Here is a 17914-nt window from a genome sequence, read left to right on the forward strand (position 1 = left end):
TGATGCGCAAGCCGCCTAAAAATAGACAGTGTAGAATGAATGAATTTCTGTTAAAATAATGTATGGTAAAGGAGGAGATTGCATGCGTTTCATCGCGCTTCTAATCTTAATCGTCCCTGGCTTACTCGGTGTTTACGGAATCAAATTACTTCGTGATAGCTTCTTTTTGAAGACGAGTGGACCATTCACATGGATTGATTCACTCGCTGCCGCCTCCATGTTGCAGGGGACTTTTGGACTTCTGCTCGCCATGGGCGGGATCGGATTTGTAGCTGGCTATATATTTAACCGCGATAAAAAAACAGGTAAAGTTCAACGACTCGACTCATAAGCGCACAAAAAAAGGTTCCCTAACTTGACTTCATTTCAAGTGCGGAACCTTTTATTCGTATTGAATTGTGATCACTACGGATGATCTCCTTTCCAACTACTTTACTTCCATTGACATGAGATCCAACGTCTTCTTAATGAAGAAGTATGAAAGAACTTTAGTAACTGCCGTCTTGCGTGAACGGAACGCTTCCATTCGAGTTACTAACTTTTTTTGTTATCGGATCATGTCCAACCATCCATCGTGAAGTCGAACGCTTGCCATAAACTATTCAACGGTTGACAACACTCCTTTTGGTTAACTGAACGATTCGTTTTTCCTATATCAACCCCTAGCTTCGAGTTGATGATAGAATCGTCTCGCGAATGAGCGACTGTCGCGACCTCACGTCGGGACATTAACGACTTGAGATGTCGTTCCCACCTCTGAGCTATTGTCGGATAGCGAACCGAGATGATTTTGTTTCTTCAAACATTGCTCCGGAACAAGTTTGAAAAGCGTTCATCTGACGCTTGTCCAAGTAACTTGGTACACCTTTATTATAACAAACCACACTCGTTTTGCAAGCGCTTTCTTTCATAAAGTAAATAAATTTTTTTATTGATTATTTTACAAAAAGGACTAAACCATCAAACGGCTTAGTCCTTCTGAAAGATTCAATTACTTTTAAACGACAAGTAGGTGACGAAATACGAAATAAACTCCGAGTTCTTCGGACTCCGCTCACGCTCAGGTCGCCCTTCAAACATCTCATGATCGCGCATGCCATTCTCCCACGCCGTCTTGATCGCGTGACGCATCGCCCGCTCTACACGTGAGGAAGTCGTATCATGCTCTTTTGCGACCATCGGATACAATTCCTTTGTGATTAATCCGAGCAAATCTTGACGCTCGCGTACGTAAATGACGGCTTGGCGGATATACTTGAATCCTTTGATTCGAGGGGAAATGCCAAGCTGTTGGAGCAAGATCGAAATTTCAATTTCATCTGGGGACATTCCTTCGAATTCGCGATTCGCACCATCCGACAACTCACGAATTTTCGTCAACAGTTGTTGGATATTGAAAGGTTTGACGAGAAAGTAAGAGGCCCCCAATTGAACCGCTTGTTTCGTCACTTCATCTTTTCCGAACGCACTCAACATGATCACTTCCGGCTTATCATCACCGAACTCTTCATGTAAACGTTGCAATACTCCGATTCCATCCAAATGAGGCATGATAATATCGAGTAAGAGTACATCCGGTTGGTGTGTCTTGACGACCTCCAAGCACGCTTCACCATCGTGCGCTGTTCCAACGACACGGAGATCAGGCTCAGATTCTAGTTGTCGGCTCAACAAATCGACGATTTCTCGATTGTCGTCCGCAATACATAATGTAATCACTTATGACACTCCTTTGATGAACTTCTGTTTTACTTGCTGTGACATTTCGAGCAACTCTTCAACATGTTGCTTCGTCAAGTCTGTCATTTGAATACCAGCAATCATTCGACCTAGCTCGTCGATCCGGCTCTCGCGGTCAAGAGTGGCAACGTTCGTCTTCGTCCGGTCGTCTGTTTCCGTTTTCGTGATGTAAAGGTGTTGATCTGCCATTGCAGCAACTTGAGCTAAATGCGTGATACACAGCACTTGCGACCCGACAGACAGACGGAAGATTTTTTCTCCCATCGCTTGTGCGACACGCCCTGATACTCCTGTATCGACTTCATCGAAGATAATCGATGCGACTCCGACCGTTCGGGAAAAGATTGATTTAAGGGCTAACATGACACGGGAAAGTTCACCACCTGAAGCGACTTTCGCAAGCGGCTTGAACGGTTCTCCGACGTTTGTCATCATATAAAATTCGACATCATCAAAACCGTCTTGTTTCAATGTCGTCGTACTGAATCGAACTTCAAACGCTGTTTTCTCCATATATAATTCTTTTAGTTCTCGATGGATGTCGTGTTGAAGGGACTCGGCCGCCGCTTTACGTGACGCCGACAGCCGTGCACCTGCCTCTTTTGCAACTTTCTCTAGTCGGACAAGGTCCTCAGACAGTGTTTGCAGCAACTCCTCACGATTCGTCATCGATTTCAATTCATCGGATACTTGTTCCCCATAGGCGATGACTTCTTCGATTGTCGTGCCATATTTCCGCTTAAGCTGTTGGAACAGCGCTAGACGCGACTCGATTTCATCCAAACGAATTGGATCAAACTCAAGTGAGTCGAGTTGATCCCGTAACTGAAACTTTGCATCTTCGAGCAAGTAATAAGCGTTCGAGATTGTCTCTGATACTGATGCGAGGGAAGAGGACAATTGAGAAGCTTCTTCCATCTCGCGCATTGCGACCCCGATTTGGTCAAGTCCGTTTGACTCTTCAGAGACTGCCTCATAAGACAGACGAATGTGTTGATGAATGCGTTCAAAGTTCGCTAATTCATCCCGTTCTTCCATTAATGCCTGTTCTTCACCCTCTTTTAGTTCAGCCGCTTCAATTTCTTTCGTTTGAAACGATAATAAGTCCATGCGCTGTGCAAGCTCTTGTTCACTTTGACTGAGTCGCTTCAGTTCATCCGCGACTTGCTTCCAAGCTGCGTACGCTGTCTGATATTCCTCTAATAATGGAGCGATTTCCTTTTCGGCATAATGGTCGAGAATGCCCAAGTGAAATTCTGAGTCCATCAAGTGTTGATGTTCATGCTGACCGTGAATATCTACAAGCAAGCGACCGAATTCACGTAGCGTCGAGAGTGGCATCATCTTCCCATTCACACGGCAGACGCTTTTCCCGCTACTATGTAAGTCTCGGCGCAAAATAACTGTCCCGTCCTCGATTTCGATGCCGTATTGTTCGGCCGCCTCAATGACCGGGTGATCCGATTCAACCATGAACATTCCTTCGATTTCGGCCTTATCCTGACCATAACGAACGAATTCGCTCGATCCACGTCCTCCAACAAGCAACCCAATCGCATCTAACAAAATCGATTTACCGGCACCTGTCTCACCCGTGAGAACGGTCATGCCCCGATTAAACGGAATGTTTAATTCGTCGATAATCGCAAACTGTTTGATTGATAGTTCTGCCAACATACGTACTTTCACCTCATAACATTCCGAGTAGTCGATCGATGATTTGTTTCGCTTTCTCCTCATCGCGAGCAATCATGAGAATCGTGTCATCTCCACAAACTGTTCCAATCAATTCGTCCCATGACAGATGGTCAATCAAGACACCGATTGCATCGGCATTACCTGGTAGCACTTTCATGACAACCAGGTTTTGAGCTGAGTCGACCGAGACGAAGCTGTCACCGAGGATGCGCTTCATTTTTCCGTATGGGTTAAAACGCTGATCCGCAGGCAAGCTGTATTTGTATCGTCCGTCGTTCAAAGGAACTTTCACTAAATGTAATTCTTTAATATCCCGAGATACAGTCGCCTGTGTGACGGGATATCCTAAGCGACGAAGTTCGTCTACTAATTCATCTTGCGTTTCGATTTCACGATTCGTCACGATGTCTCGAATTTTAATCAATCGCTGTCCTTTATTCATAAGCGCTGACACCTCATTCTTCGTTTCACATACACATTATCATTCTAAAGTATTGTCGAAAAAAGGTCTAGCATTCCGGTGGGTATTTCCACCATTCTCCATCTCTTCTTCGTCGATAAGAAAAAGCTACAGACAAAGCTGTCTGTAGCCATTGCTCATCCCTTTAGTTTGGCATGCGCCGCATCCACCACGTCTTCGACTCGAAGGGATGGTTCGACTCCACCTACCCCCGTATAACGAGCGAATAAGAGGAATTCAATGTTTCCGTCCCCACCCGTGATCGGGGAGTAGTCCAATCCTTCGACGAAGAACCCTTCCGATGCAAAATAGCGGACCATATCACTCGCCACTCGCTCATGTACGTCACGGTCTCGCACAATCCCTTTCTTCCCGACATCGGCTTTACCGGCTTCGAATTGTGGTTTGACGAGCGCCATGACGACACCCTCCTGGTTTAAAATCGCTTTTAGAGGTGGCACCATGAGACGAAGTGATATGAAAGAAACATCAATCGTCGCAAAATCTGGTTTGACCGGGAATTGATCGGCTGTCGCATGACGGAAGTTCATCCGTTCCATGACGATGACGCGATCATCGCTACGAAGCTTCCATGCGAGCTGGTTGTAACCAACATCGACCGCATACATTTGCGTCGCCCCGTTTTGAAGCGCACAGTCCGTAAAACCTCCCGTAGAGGAACCGATATCAATCCCCACACGGCCTTGAACGTCGAGCGGGAACACTTGCAGAGCTTTCTCAAGCTTCAGCCCGCCTCGTCCGACGTACGGTAGAACTTGACCTTTCACTTCAAGAGGGATATCATCAAACACTTTATCGCCCGCTTTATCCAGACGTTCGGTCCCGCTGTAGACAAGCCCGGCCATGACAGCCCGTTTCGCCTTCTCTCGTGTTTCAGCGAGACCGCGTTCGACGAGTAGTACATCTAATCTTGTTTTCGTTCTTTTTTCCATAATCCCTCACACATTCTGTCGATTTGTCTCCATCACGAACCGTTCAATCGATTCCGCCATTTGGGCTGGTCGGAGACCAATCTCTTCTAAAAGTTGGTTAACACCGCCGTGCTCGATATATCGGTCTGGAATCCCGAGGCGTTGAATCCGCGGGAACGCTCCTGTTTCATTCGCATGTTCTAACACACTGCTTCCAAAGCCACCTGCGAGTGCTGCTTCTTCAAGTGTCACGAGCGGAATGCCCTCTGCATATAAAGAAGTGAGCATTGCATCATCGAGCGGCTTAATCGTGCGACAATTGATGACGCGCACACTGAGCTTGTCCTCTAATAATGAGCGTACTTCCAACGCGTCTTGAACTTGTGGTCCGAACGTCAAAATGGCGACATCCGTTCCTTCCGCCTCGACTTCCCAATCATCGAGCGAGATTTCTTGGAGCGTATCACTCATCGGCACCCCAATCCCTTCGCCACGAGGGAAACGGATTGCAATCGGTCCATCATCGTAACGAAGCGCTGAGTAAACGAGTTGTTGTAACTCTTCTTCATCTTTCGCCATCAAAATTCGAATATTCGGTACGTGACGCATGAAGGCGATATCGAATACACCTTGGTGCGTCTCTCCATCTGCCCCGACAAGTCCTGAACGGTCAATCGTGAATACAACGTTCAAGTTTTGACGACAAATGTCATGGACGAGTTGGTCGTACGCACGCTGGAAGAATGTTGAGTAAATCGAGACGACCGGTTTCAAACCTTGTGTCGCCTGACCTCCCGCTAGCGTTACCGCATGTTGTTCGGCAATCCCGACGTCAAACATGCGTTCCGGGAATTTTTTCGTGAAGCAGTCGAGTTTTGAACCAACACTCATTGCCGGCGTGATCAAAGTCACCCGCTCATCCGATTCTGCCACTTTCGTGATCGTCTCAGCGACGACTTTTGAGTAGCTCGGTCCTTTCGGCTTCCCTTTGATCACTTCACCTGACTCAATTTTATAAGGTCCTAAACCGTGCCATGTTCCAACACCATCTAACTCAGCGGGACGGTAACCCTTTCCTTTTTTCGTGATGACATGAACGAGAACAGGTCCATCGATTTTTTTCGCATACTCGAGTGTCTCAAGCAAGTCTTTCAAATCGTGACCGTCAGTCGGTCCAAAGTAAGTGAAACCGAGTTCTTCAAAAAATGTGCCTGGAATGAGTGCAGACTTCAACAAATCTTTTACTCGCTCCCCACTTCGTTCGAGTGAATTGCCGACGAGTGGAATATGCTTGATGATTGATTCCATCTCTTCACGTGCATGTTTCAATTTGCGTGACGCACGGATTCGACCGAGCATATTATGCATCGCCCCAACGTTCGGCGCGATGGACATCTCATTGTCATTCAAGATGACAATGACATTCTGCTTCTCGGCACCGATGTGGTTCAGCGCCTCGAGCGCCATTCCCCCTGTCAATGCTCCATCGCCGATGATGGCAATGGCACGATCATTCGCGCGTCCTTTTAACTCATTTGCGATCGCAATCCCCATTGCTGCTGAAAGCGACGTCGAACTGTGGCCAGTCTCCCATACATCATGTTCACTCTCACAACGTTTAGGAAAACCACATAATCCGTTGTATTGTCGAAGGGTATCAAACTGGCTCGTACGTCCTGTCAAAATTTTATGAACGTACGCCTGATGACCGACGTCCCATACAAGTTGGTCTTTCGGACTGTCAAATACACGGTGCAGGGCTAGCGTCAACTCCACAACTCCTAAGTTTGGCGCTAAATGCCCTCCCGTCACTGCCAATTTTTCAATCAAGAATCGTCTAATGTCTGAGCCGAGTGATTCGAGTTCGGTTACAGACATCCTTTTCAGGAATGACGGGTCTTGAATGGATGTCAAGTCCATAATGACCATCCTTTCTCCTCACATTTTACTGATTCGTACCTTACATTTTACAAGAATGTGACGGTAGATGCCACACATTCCCCAAAACAAAGGTGACACGATGTGCTCATCGTGTCACCGGGGTCAATGATTTCGTTTCACCACAAACGCCAACAAGTCTAATAATAGCGGAGCTTGAATCGAAAGTGACTCAATCGCAAAGGTCGCTGCCTCTACTTCTGCATCGAGCGCACGCTTCGCCCCGTCTAATCCGAGCAGTTTCGGATACGTCGTTTTTTCGTTCTCTTCATCCGAACCGACACGTTTCCCGATTGTCTGCTCGTCCCCGACGACATCTAAAATATCGTCTTGGATCTGAAATGCGATGCCAAGGTGTCGGCCGAACTGTTTTAATTGTGTTCGATCTTCCTCCGATACACCGGCAAGGATTCCACCTGCTTCAAGCGCATAGACGAGCAGTGCACCCGTCTTTCGTTCGTGAATCGACTGAAGTTCCTGTAACGTGACGTCACTCCGTTTCTCAGCAAGCATATCGTCCAACTGACCGCCGACCATGCCAGAGCTACCGGCAGCCAGACCGAAAACGCGGATGATTTCGACGATTTCTTCAGCAGGGAGCGACATTTGTGCGAGAATGCGAAACGCATCCGTCAGAAGCGCATCCCCTGCTAAGATGGCAGTCGCCTCATCAAACTGTCGGTGATTCGTCGGTCGACCTCGGCGAAGATCATCATCATCCATCGCCGGCAAATCATCGTGAATAAGTGAATATGTATGGACCATTTCGAGCGTCGCCGCAACCTCACTGCCTCGCTCGAGTGGTACACCGTACGTTTCTAGAACAGCATAGACAAGCGCGGGGCGGATTCTTTTTCCGCCCGCTTCTAAAGAATAGACCATCGCATCGCGAAGTCGCGACGGCATGTCACTCGTCTCAATGAGCGAACGCATCGACTCTTCGACAGTTCGCTTCCACTTGTTCAAATCATCCGTGCGATTCATGCAGATCCCCCTTTTTCACGAAGGGTACCGTCTAACTCTAGTATTTCGTCCATTTTCTTTTCAGCGGCCGAGAGTTTTGTCTGGCACAAAGCAGATAACCGGACACCTTCTTCATATAAAGTCATCGCTTCCTCTAACGGTACGTCACCGGTTTCGAGTTGCGCGACAATCTGTTCGAGTCGTTCAAGTGCCGCTTCAAACGTCTGTTCTTTTTTCGTCACCAACAATCCTCTCCTTCACCTCAGCGACAGCATGACCGTCCCGAAAACGAATCGAGATGTTCCCATCGCGTAATTCTTTCACATTTTGCACATATGCTCCATCTTGTTCAATGAAGGTGTAGCCCCGTGATAGGACGGCGAGCGGACTGACCGCATGCAATCTTCCTACCTGTTGCGCAAATTGTCGTTTTGATTGTTCTAATGGTTTCGTCCGACGAAGTCGATCGACCATTTGATTGACCTGTTCTCCTTGTTGCGACAAGGTTTTTGAGAACCGTTTCACATCAAGGTGTTGTGACAACTGACGGAGCTGATGAGTCGCTTCGGTAAGATGTCGTTTCATCCCTTGCTCGAGGCGGATTTCCGACTGAGCAAACCGTTCTCGTTTTTGAGAAATCGTATATCGTGGTGATTTCAGGCCATAACTGTTGATCATTCGCTCTACACGATTCCGAGAATCATCGAGTTGAATCCTGACGGCTTTATGCAGATGGTTGTCAAGACGCTCTAAATCTTTCCGCTGTGAGTCAATCATCGCTGTGGCGAGTTCAGCCGCCGCTGTCGGAGTTGCCGCCCGAACATCTGAGACAAAATCAGCGAGCGTATAATCCGTCTCATGACCGACAGCAGAGATGATCGGGATGGTCGACGCATAGATGGCTTCGACCACGACATCCTCATTGAACGCCCACAATTCTTCAATCGAGCCGCCACCACGGCCGACGATGAGTACATCACAGTCGGTCCGTTCATTCATCCACCGAATGGCAGATGCCACTTGTGGGGCAGCCATTTCGCCCTGTACGGCCACAGGGGCAAATGTGATGGAAACGTGGGGCGCACGACGCCGAAGTGTAGTCGCGATATCATGTAGCGCTGCACCTTTCGGAGATGTGACAATTCCAATCCGCTCAGGAAACGTCGGAAGGAGTTGTTTTCGGTCTGCATCAAACCACCCCTTCTCCTCAAGTTCACGTTTTCTCGCCTCATACTGTTCGTACAATAAACCGATTCCGTCTTGACGCATCAGTTCGACGTACAATTGAACGTCACCGGTCGCTTCATACATAGTCACTCTTGAGACGGCGATGACCTTCATTCCATCTTTCGGTTCGAATTGAAGCTGTTTCGCATCTCGAGAGAACATGACGGCTTTCATGCGGGACGCATCATCTTTCAAGGTGAAATAACAATGACCAGATGAATAGCGTTTAAAATTCGAGATCTCACCGATGACCGCGACTTGTCGAAGCAAGACATCATCATCGAGTTGTCGCTTCACATATCGAACAACTTCGGAGACCGGAAGTGGATTAGCCACGTGACGCTACCTCGACCGTGTTATGCATAAGCATCGTGATCGTCATTGGACCGACACCGCCAGGAACCGGTGTAATCGCACTCGCCTTCTCTTTGACGGCCTCATAGTCGACATCGCCAACGAGACGTCCTTCGACACGGTTGACGCCGACGTCGATGACGAGCGCACCAGGTTTGACCATTTCTGCAGTAACGAGACTTGCACGCCCAACTGCGACAATTAAGATGTCAGCCTGTCTTGTCATTTCTCCAAGGTCTTTCGTTTTCGAGTGACAGTACGTGACCGTAGCAGATTCATTCAAGAACAACATGCCGACTGGTTTTCCGACGATTTGACTGCGACCGACGACCACGACGTGTTTCCCAGCAATCTCAGTTTGTGTCTTTGCGAGATGCAAAATGCCGTGTGGTGTACATGGAAGCAACGTATCAAGACCGAGCATCATCTTTCCGACGTTCTCAGGATGGAAGCCGTCAACATCCTTCTCAGGAGAGATACGCATGATGACTCGTGATTCGTCAATGTGTTTTGGTAGTGGGAGTTGCACGAGAATCCCGTGTACTTCCTCATCCTCATTCATCAAGTCAATCAAGTCGAGCAATTCTTTCTCGCTAATCGTTTCATCAAAACGGAGCACTTGTGAATCGATTCCGATTTCTTGTGCTGCCCGTTCTTTCCCGCGTACATAGCTATGACTTGCTGGGTCATCCCCAATCAATACTACTTTTAATTTCGGTACGATGTTGCGTGCACGAAGTGCTGTCACACGCTCTTTTAACGTTTCTCGATATGATGCTGCCACTTGTTTCCCGTCGATCACTACTGCCATCTCTCTCATCCCCCGTTGTCTTTAGGTTTTTCTGTAGTTGGTCTGGTGTCTTATCTCTATTTTTTAGTCTTCTCTAATAATGTTGCCGAGTACGCCATTCACGAGCTTACCGGCTTCTTCGTCTCCGAACGATTTCGCGAGTTCGACCGCCTCGTTGATCGTAACGTTCTCTGGGATCGTTTCGACGTATAGCAATTCAAACGTCGCCATTCGTAAAATCGTACGTTCGACATTGCCAAGACGATCCAAACGCCAGTTTTTCAAGTTTTCGACGAGTAAAGCGTCGATATCCTCTTGATGCTCTAGCGTTCCTGTGACGAGCTGTTCGTAAAACGGATCAGACTCTTGACCGTCCAATGCGAATTCGATGGCTTCGTCCACCTCTAATTTAGATACTTCGATTTGAAAAAGCGTTTGAATCGCTTTCTCTCGTGCTTCATGACGTTTCATTCAGTTACTCTCCTTTTACATGCTTTCATTGTGATAGTTTAGCATAAAGCACTCATAAATTCAGTACAAAAAACCAGGAAGCCGAAATAATGTTCGGGCTTCCTGGTTGTTGTTATTTCGCCAATGACATTTCTTTTTCGACAAATTTCGTGTCAAATGTACCGATTCGGAACTGTTCATGTGCCATCACTTGTTGATGGAACGGAATCGTTGTTTTGATTCCCGAAACCGTAAACTCGTCTAAAGCGCGTAACATCTTTAAAATCGCCTCGTCACGCGTCGGCGCATGTACGATCAACTTGGCGACCATCGAGTCATAAAACGGAGGAATCATCGCTCCTGCATATAGACCGCTGTCCACCCGAACGCCCATACCACCTGGGACGATGTATTGATCGATTTTTCCGGCCATCGGACGGAAGTCCATGAACGGGTCTTCTGCGTTAATCCGACATTCAATCGAATGTCCAGAGAACGTGATGTCTTCTTGTGAGATGGCGAGCGGATGTCCGAGCGCAACTTCTAATTGTGCTTGTACGAGATCGAATCCGGTGATCATCTCCGTGACCGGGTGCTCGACTTGAATCCGTGTGTTCATCTCCATGAAATAGAATTCATTGGATTCTGGAACATAGATGAACTCGATTGTTCCCGCTCCAGAATATTGAATCGCTTTCGCCGCCTTGACTGCCGCATCTCCCATCATTTGACGTGTCGCTTCGTCAATCGCAGGTGACGGGGCTTCTTCAACGAGCTTTTGCATCCGTCGTTGAATCGTGCAGTCGCGCTCTCCTAAATGAATCACGTTCCCGAATTGGTCAGCGAGTACTTGCACTTCTACGTGACGGAACGACTCGATAAATTTCTCGAGATACACATCTCCGTTACCGAACGCCTGCTTCGCCTCTTTGCGTGTCGCAATCAACCCTTGAATGAGTTCGTCTTCGTCTCGGGCGACCCGAATACCGCGTCCCCCACCACCTGCCGTCGCCTTGATGATAACCGGATAGCCCATCTCGCGCGCGAGTTCCACTGCCTCTTCATCCGTGACGACACCGCTAGAACCCGGGACGACCGGCACACCTGACTCGATCATCGTTCGTTTGGCCTCATCCTTGATTCCCATCTTGCGGATAGCATAGCTACTCGGCCCGACGAATTGGATACCACACGCCTCACACATCTCCGCAAATTCAGCATTTTCAGCTAAAAATCCGTATCCAGGGTGTACCATTGTCGCATCCACGGCACAGGCGACCGACAGGATGTTCGGAATATTCAAATACGAGTCTTTTGACGGGTTTGGTCCAATACAATATGCCTCATCGGCCATATGAACATGTAACGCTTCACGGTCTGCTTCTGAAAAAACAGCGACCGTCGGAATATTCAATTCTTTTGCAGCACGTATGATTCGAACCGCGATTTCTCCACGGTTAGCGATTAATAATTTCATAACGACCTCACTTCACGCTGAAGAGCGGTTGACCGAATTCGACGAGATCGCCATCTGCGACGAGCACTTCTACGATTTCGCCACTGATTTCCGCTTCGACATCGTTAAACAGTTTCATCGCCTCTAGAATACAGACGATTTGTCCTGACTCCACTCGGTCACCTACATTGACAAAGGCTTCTTTATCCGGAGCTGGGCGGGAATAAAACGTTCCGACCATTGGAGAGGTGATTGTACGATAAGACGCTTCTTCTGGCGTCGATTGTTCTTTATTTTCTTCTGCTTGAGGAGAAGGCGCAGGTGGCGCGATCGCTTGTGTCTGCATCACAGGCGCACTCATGACCGCTTGCGCTTCTTTCTTTAATGACAGTTTGAAATCAGATGTTTCAAGCTCCATTTCATGAACCGTTGATTGGTCCAATAGTTGAATGAGCTCTTTGATTTGATCGATTTGCATCTTTCTTACCCCCTGTTTATACCTGGTACTAATCTCCTCTTCACTATAACTGGTCAGACCAATGAATGCAACGAGAAAAAAAGAGTGCCCATTCATTCGAATGAACACTCTGTCAGATTAACCGTTGTAACGACCCATGAACTCTCCAGTACGTGTATCAACTGTCACTTTTTCACCTGGCTCGATGAAAAGTGGTACTTGAATCACATGACCTGTTTCAACTGTCGCGTTTTTCTTCACGTTCGATGCTGTGTCCCCTTTGACGCCTGGGTCTGCTTCGATGATTGTCAATACGACGCTTGTCGGAAGCTCGATTCCAAGAATCTCACCATTGTAGTCCGCGATGCTGACTTCCATGTTTTCAAGCATGTAAGGAAGCGCTGCTTTCACTTGTTCGCTCGTCAACTCAAGTTGCTCGTATGATTCATTGTCCATGAAGACATACGTGTCGCCCATTGGATAGAGGTATTGCATACGCTTACGCTCGATGTGTGCACGTTCGATTTTTTCTCCACCGCGGAACGTTGTCTCTTGAATCGCTCCGTTGCGCAAGTTACGCATTTTTGTACGTACGAATGCTGCACCTTTACCTGGTTTTACGTGTTGGAATTCGATGACTTGCCAAATCGAACCGTCAGAAGTTTTGACTGTCAATCCTGTTTTTAAATCGTTTACTGATACCATGTTAATTTCCTCCTAAATTCAGATGAGACTCAAGCCTCAATCGTAATTAACTCTTTTGGCGACTGCGTCAGACGGTAACATCCGTCTTCCGTAACGACGACATCGTCCTCAATTCGGCAACCGCCGACACCGTTGATGTAAATACCCGGTTCAATCGTGACGACCATCCCTGGCTCGAGTACTGTTTCCGAGCGGAATGATAATCCAGGTGCCTCGTGCACTTCCATGCCAAGGCCATGACCTGTCGAGTGGCCGAAGTATTCACCATATCCTGCCTCTTTAATGATGTCTCGTGTCAATGCGTCAGCTTCAATCCCTGTGATGCCAGCACGTGTACCTTCCACACCAGCGAGTTGGGCACGAAGCACTGTGTCATAGATTTGACGCAACTCGTCCGAAATCGGTCCGACCGCGAGTGTACGCGTGATATCTGAGCAGTACCCTTTGTAGTATGCACCAAAATCAAGTGTGACGAGTTCGCCAGATTCGATGACCTTATCGCTCGCAACTCCGTGCGGAAGTGCCGAGCGGAGACCAGAAGCGACGATCATATCGAACGATGACGAATCAGCACCTTTTGAGCGCATGAACATTTCGAGTTCGTTTGCGACTTCTCTCTCGGTACGTCCCGGACGAATGAATGTCTGGATATGTGCATACGCTGCATCAGCGATTGCCGCAGCTTCCTTCATAATCTTAATCTCTGATTCATCCTTAATCAAGCGCAGTTTTTCAACGATTCCAGACGTCTCGATTAGATTTGCATCCACTTCTTTTTCATAAGTGCGATATTGTCCGACTGTCATCGCGTCTTGCTCGATTCCAAGGCGTGCGATTGACTCACGTGACACAACATCTGCCACCGATTTGATGAGTGACGTATCAAGTTCAATGATGTCATACCCTTTTACTTGATCGTTCGCCTGTTCCGTGTAACGGAAGTCTGTGATAAAGCTTGCAGATTTCGCCGTGATAACGATCACACCGCTTGATCCGGTGAAGCCTGATAAGTAACGAATGTTCTCCCGTTTTGTGACGAGCAATGCGTCAATCTCGTTTGCCTCTAACTGTGCTTGCAGTTTGTTTACGCGTTCAATCATGTCGATTCCTCCAATGTTCGATTAGTGCATGCAGTGCCAACGTGTAACTCGTCAGTCCAAAGCCGGTAATGACACCTAGACATACGCCTGCGAGTTTTGACTCGTGGCGAAACGATTCTCTAGCATGCACGTTCGAGATATGTACTTCAACGACCGGGGCAGCGATTGCAGATATAGCATCGCGAATCGCGATCGATGTATGCGTATAAGCACCCGCATTCATAATGACACCATCATAGTCGTAGGCATCATGTAGCGCATCAATCAACTCTCCTTCGTGATTAGATTGAACGAAAGTGAGTTCGACGTCATCCGGTGCAGCAAGCATCAATTCGGCAGCTAAACCTTTTAACGACACGTCCCCATACACGTCCGGTTCACGGCGACCCAATAAATTTAAATTCGGACCATTCAACACTAGAATCCGCAATCTTCTTCCCCCTCGTTCGTCAAGTCTTATCTATTGTAACAAATTTATCGAAAGAACGTGAATCGAGCCTTCCGCCCTTTCGTTTTTTTTATAAATCGCGGTATAATTCAAGTACAACTCTGTAAGAATCGAGGAAAGTGAATGAATTCTAAACCAAACATTCCTGTCGGAGGACAGGCACTCGTGGAAGGCGTCATGTTCCAAGGCCGCTCCGAGAGCGCATCCGCCATTCGGCGAAAAGACGGATCAATCGAAACGTTCGAGCAAGCGCGCATCCTCGTCCCGTGGGTCCAATCGTTGAAAAAGGTACCGTTTTTAAGAGGGATTGTCGCACTATATGAATCACTGAAGAACGGGTCAGCGCATATGAATTTTGCAAGTGATCGCTATGACGTCGATCCGAGTGAAGATGTCAGCACGAACGAGGACCAGAAGCAGAGCATGTGGATGATTGCTTTCATCGCCATCATCGGTGTGATTTCTTATGTTTTTGGGAAGTTGATTTTTAACGTGACTCCAGCTCTTCTTGCCTCGATGTTTCAAGACGTGCCGTTATTTTCCGGACACGTGGTTCAAAACCTCCTTGAAGGGGGAATAAAATTAGTATTGTTGCTCAGTTACCTCTATTTGATATCGTTGACGCCTCTTATTAAACGCGTCTTCCAGTATCATGGGGCTGAACACAAGGTCATCAACTGTTATGAGTCCGGACGTCCGATTACGGTCGAACAAGTTCGAAAGAGCTCACGTCTTCATTACCGTTGTGGCTCGAGTTTTATTTTGTTCACCGTTTTCGTCGGGATTGGCGTGTACATGATCGTCCCAATCGATCCGCTTTGGCTACGACTCGTCAGCCGAATCGCGCTCTTACCTGTCGTCATCGGAATCTCATTTGAAGTCCTTCAATTCACCAACCGTTTCCGTGAACATCGCTTTCTTTCATTCCTCGGAAAACCGGGTCTGTCTCTCCAGCTATTGACGACTCGAGAGCCGAGCGATGAACAGATTCAAGTCGCAATCGAAGCATTCGAGACATGGGAACGTAAAGAGTTAGGAGAATCGGTCATTCATAGAGAGGGATAAGAGGAGGAAGCACCATGATCAGACAAAGAATTGGTTCGACCGCTGCAACAATCGTGTTTATCTTAGGCTTCATCGGGGTCGGGCATATGCTCGCCACCGATCCTGGTCGATTATTTAGACAATTGTTGTTCATCGGGATATTCGGGTTAGTCTTTTATGTGATCTATCGCGTTTTCATCGGACGACGTATGTCCCCAGAGGATATGCGCTATCGTAAAACCGCTCAAGCCTCTAAGAAACGTATGCAAGGGAACCGTGGACCTCAGGTCAAACCTTCCTCATCCGTGAAGAATAAGAAGAACAAGAAGCCGGGATCGAACGTCACGAAGTTGTCCAAACGATCGAACGTTCATCGAAGCAATCCCCCGCATCTCACTGTAATCGAGGGAAAAAAAGGGAAGAAGAAAAAGAAAGCCAACATGTAAAAAGGAGCGCCGCGGCGCTCCTTTTTACGTTGTCTCTACATATCCGATGTAGGGTAAGTTGCGATACTGTTCCGCATAGTCGATGCCGTACCCGATGACAAATTCATCCGGAATCTCAAAACCGACATAGTCTGCATCTAATTGTACGAGACGTCGAGCCGGTTTATCAAGAAGCGTACAGATTTTCAGCTGTTTCGGTTGATGTAGTTCCATATGCTTGCACAAGAACTTCAACGTCTGTCCTGTATCGATGATGTCCTCGATGATGACGACATATTTTCCTTCGACATCCAAGTCAAGGTCCTTACGTAATTGTACACTCCCACTCGAAACGGTCTTTTTCCCGTAAGAAGACGTTGCGACTGTGTCGAGTTGTACACTTCCTTTCATATAACGCATCAAATCAGCAGCAAACACCATTGACCCTTTTAAGACCGCAACAATGACAATAGGTGTCCCGTTAGCGTCTTTCTCAATTTCTTCTGCTAATTCTTGTACCCGATTTCGAATTTGTTGCTCATCAAACAGTTTTCCTTTAATTTGAATGTCCATCAGCTCGGCGAATGTTCGCCGTCACCCCCTATTTAGTGAATCCACGATTCATCTTATCATATTATCGACTTAAAAATATACATTAGAAGATAAAATAGGTTTTTCGTTCGTATTTAACCCCTATTCACCCTATAAAAAAACGTCAATCGTAAGAAATTGACGTTTTTCCTATACATTATTCTTCTGCAGCTCGCTCTTGCTCACGAAATTCTCTAAATTGATCCATTAGTTCGGGTTTGTCTTCAAAAAACTCTACAAACTGCGTCATGCAATCGAGCGTATTTGAACTGAGGTGATGTTCGATTCCTTCCACATCCTCATATACATCCGCTTCGTCGACTCCAATCAGACGTAAAAAAGACTCGAGCATCGCATGGCGCTCGACGAGTCGTTTCCCTACTTTTTGACCTTTCTTCGTAAGCATGAGGCCGCGATATTTTTCGTACACCAAATATTCTTCACGGTCCAACTTCTGGACCATTTTGGTGACAGAGGAGGGATGAACTCCTAAATGTTCGGCAATGTCAGAAACACGCGCATATCCTTTTTCTGACATGAGTAAATAAATCCGTTCTAAATAATCTTCCATACTCGGCGTCGGCATGGGCACGACCTCCCCTAATGTTCCGGTTTCCACTTTACATTTTATCCTAACTAAGCTGAAATCGAAAGGGAAAGCCCCAATTCATTCAGTCAATCATTGTCTCGTGACCTTAAATTCATTATAATGAGATATGGTAACTTTGAAAGAGAAGGGAAGAACATCTATGGGAATCGAAACAATCCTCGTCATCCTCCTATGGGTTGCCTTGATCGCCTACATCGTATGGCGCTTCATGCCAGCTCGCGGGTTGAAAAAAATGAAACAAGAAGAATTCCGTGCTTCACTCCGCAAAGGACAATTGATTGACGTACGTGAACCGAATGAATATAAAGGTGGTCACATCGTCGGTGCTCGAAACATCCCGGTCGGTCAACTCAAGATGCGCATGAAAGAATTACGTAAAGACCAACCGATCTTAATCTATTGCCAAGGAAGCTCACGTTCTAACCAAGCGGCCAAACTACTCATGAAAAATGGATATAACAATATCTACATGCTTGAAGGCGGCTTCAAGAACTGGAAAGGCAAAATTAAAAAAGCATAAAAAATG

21 protein-coding genes are annotated in these 17914 nt (G+C 47.1%); 4 read left to right on the plus strand and 17 right to left on the minus strand.

Annotation, left to right across the window (positions count from 1 at the left end; genetic code table 11):
- Positions 1-82 precede the first annotated feature (82 nt).
- The gene (locus KNO75_RS05175) at positions 83-331 is read left to right on the plus strand and encodes a DUF2627 domain-containing protein (RefSeq protein ID WP_074033291.1); all 249 of its coding nucleotides are present in this window, start codon (positions 83-85) and stop codon (positions 329-331) included.
- A 656-nt stretch (positions 332-987) separates the two neighbouring features.
- Here the strand turns inward: KNO75_RS05175 and spo0A are convergent.
- The 15 genes from spo0A to aroQ form a co-directional block, all read right to left on the minus strand.
- Complete coding sequence (gene spo0A, locus KNO75_RS05180; RefSeq protein WP_214820201.1) at positions 988-1719, minus strand: sporulation transcription factor Spo0A; 732 nt, start codon at positions 1717-1719, stop codon at positions 988-990.
- The gene (gene recN / locus KNO75_RS05185; protein ID WP_214820203.1) at positions 1720-3417 is read right to left on the minus strand and encodes a DNA repair protein RecN; all 1698 of its coding nucleotides are present in this window, start codon (positions 3415-3417) and stop codon (positions 1720-1722) included.
- A gap of 13 nt (positions 3418-3430) precedes the next feature.
- On the minus strand, positions 3431-3880 hold the full coding sequence (ahrC, locus tag KNO75_RS05190; RefSeq protein WP_214748051.1) for a transcriptional regulator AhrC/ArgR: 450 nt from the start codon (positions 3878-3880) through the stop codon (positions 3431-3433).
- 155 nt (positions 3881-4035) lie between these two features.
- On the minus strand, positions 4036-4851 hold the full coding sequence (locus tag KNO75_RS05195; RefSeq protein WP_214820205.1) for a TlyA family RNA methyltransferase: 816 nt from the start codon (positions 4849-4851) through the stop codon (positions 4036-4038).
- A 6-nt stretch (positions 4852-4857) separates the two neighbouring features.
- Positions 4858-6750 (minus strand): 1-deoxy-D-xylulose-5-phosphate synthase, encoded by a 1893-nt coding sequence (gene dxs, locus KNO75_RS05200; protein WP_214820207.1) that lies wholly within the window; start codon positions 6748-6750, stop codon positions 4858-4860.
- 123 nt (positions 6751-6873) lie between these two features.
- Positions 6874-7752 carry a polyprenyl synthetase family protein gene (locus tag KNO75_RS05205; RefSeq protein WP_214820209.1) on the minus strand — a complete coding sequence of 293 codons (879 nt, stop codon included), beginning with the start codon at positions 7750-7752 and terminating at the stop codon, positions 6874-6876.
- Positions 7749-7973, minus strand: coding sequence for an exodeoxyribonuclease VII small subunit (gene xseB, locus KNO75_RS05210; protein WP_214820211.1), 225 nt, complete (start codon positions 7971-7973; stop codon positions 7749-7751). Before xseB ends, KNO75_RS05205 begins: the two co-directional genes overlap by 4 nt.
- A complete protein-coding gene (xseA, locus tag KNO75_RS05215) occupies positions 7948-9294 on the minus strand; it encodes an exodeoxyribonuclease VII large subunit (RefSeq protein ID WP_214820213.1) in 1347 nt (448 codons plus the stop codon). The genes xseB and xseA overlap by 26 nt, the downstream gene beginning before the upstream one ends.
- Positions 9287-10123 carry a bifunctional methylenetetrahydrofolate dehydrogenase/methenyltetrahydrofolate cyclohydrolase FolD gene (gene folD / locus KNO75_RS05220; RefSeq protein ID WP_214820215.1) on the minus strand — a complete coding sequence of 279 codons (837 nt, stop codon included), beginning with the start codon at positions 10121-10123 and terminating at the stop codon, positions 9287-9289. The genes xseA and folD overlap by 8 nt, the downstream gene beginning before the upstream one ends.
- Before the next feature lie 63 nt (positions 10124-10186).
- Positions 10187-10573, minus strand: coding sequence for a transcription antitermination factor NusB (gene nusB / locus KNO75_RS05225; RefSeq protein ID WP_214820217.1), 387 nt, complete (start codon positions 10571-10573; stop codon positions 10187-10189).
- A gap of 112 nt (positions 10574-10685) precedes the next feature.
- Positions 10686-12029: an acetyl-CoA carboxylase biotin carboxylase subunit gene (accC, locus tag KNO75_RS05230; RefSeq protein WP_214820219.1), complete on the minus strand. Its 1344-nt coding sequence runs from the start codon at positions 12027-12029 to the stop codon at positions 10686-10688.
- 7 nt (positions 12030-12036) lie between these two features.
- Complete coding sequence (accB, locus tag KNO75_RS05235) at positions 12037-12486, minus strand: acetyl-CoA carboxylase biotin carboxyl carrier protein (RefSeq protein ID WP_214820221.1); 450 nt, start codon at positions 12484-12486, stop codon at positions 12037-12039.
- A 117-nt stretch (positions 12487-12603) separates the two neighbouring features.
- A complete protein-coding gene (gene efp, locus KNO75_RS05240; RefSeq protein WP_214820223.1) occupies positions 12604-13170 on the minus strand; it encodes an elongation factor P in 567 nt (188 codons plus the stop codon).
- 29 nt (positions 13171-13199) lie between these two features.
- On the minus strand, positions 13200-14267 hold the full coding sequence (locus KNO75_RS05245; RefSeq protein WP_214821688.1) for a M24 family metallopeptidase: 1068 nt from the start codon (positions 14265-14267) through the stop codon (positions 13200-13202).
- Complete coding sequence (gene aroQ / locus KNO75_RS05250) at positions 14263-14700, minus strand: type II 3-dehydroquinate dehydratase (protein WP_214820225.1); 438 nt, start codon at positions 14698-14700, stop codon at positions 14263-14265. Before aroQ ends, KNO75_RS05245 begins: the two co-directional genes overlap by 5 nt.
- Positions 14701-14841: 141 nt before the next feature.
- Here aroQ and KNO75_RS05255 point away from each other — a divergent pair, with 141 nt between their 5' ends.
- Complete coding sequence (locus KNO75_RS05255; protein ID WP_214820227.1) at positions 14842-15783, plus strand: DUF1385 domain-containing protein; 942 nt, start codon at positions 14842-14844, stop codon at positions 15781-15783.
- 14 nt (positions 15784-15797) lie between these two features.
- Positions 15798-16208: an SA1362 family protein gene (locus tag KNO75_RS05260; protein ID WP_214820229.1), complete on the plus strand. Its 411-nt coding sequence runs from the start codon at positions 15798-15800 to the stop codon at positions 16206-16208.
- A gap of 24 nt (positions 16209-16232) precedes the next feature.
- On the opposite strand, the gene hpt is transcribed toward KNO75_RS05260, so the two are convergent.
- The gene (hpt, locus tag KNO75_RS05265; protein WP_074033308.1) at positions 16233-16760 is read right to left on the minus strand and encodes a hypoxanthine phosphoribosyltransferase; all 528 of its coding nucleotides are present in this window, start codon (positions 16758-16760) and stop codon (positions 16233-16235) included.
- Positions 16761-16935: 175 nt separating this feature from the next.
- Positions 16936-17364 carry a transcriptional regulator MntR gene (gene mntR / locus KNO75_RS05270; protein WP_074033309.1) on the minus strand — a complete coding sequence of 143 codons (429 nt, stop codon included), beginning with the start codon at positions 17362-17364 and terminating at the stop codon, positions 16936-16938.
- Positions 17365-17527: 163 nt separating this feature from the next.
- Between mntR and KNO75_RS05275 the strand changes: the two genes are divergently transcribed.
- Positions 17528-17908, plus strand: coding sequence for a rhodanese-like domain-containing protein (locus tag KNO75_RS05275; RefSeq protein ID WP_083600098.1), 381 nt, complete (start codon positions 17528-17530; stop codon positions 17906-17908).
- Positions 17909-17914 lie beyond the last annotated feature (6 nt).

The sequence above is a fragment of the Exiguobacterium sp. s35 genome (assembly GCF_018617535.1).
Lineage (GTDB): Bacteria > Bacillota > Bacilli > Exiguobacteriales > Exiguobacteriaceae > Exiguobacterium > Exiguobacterium aestuarii.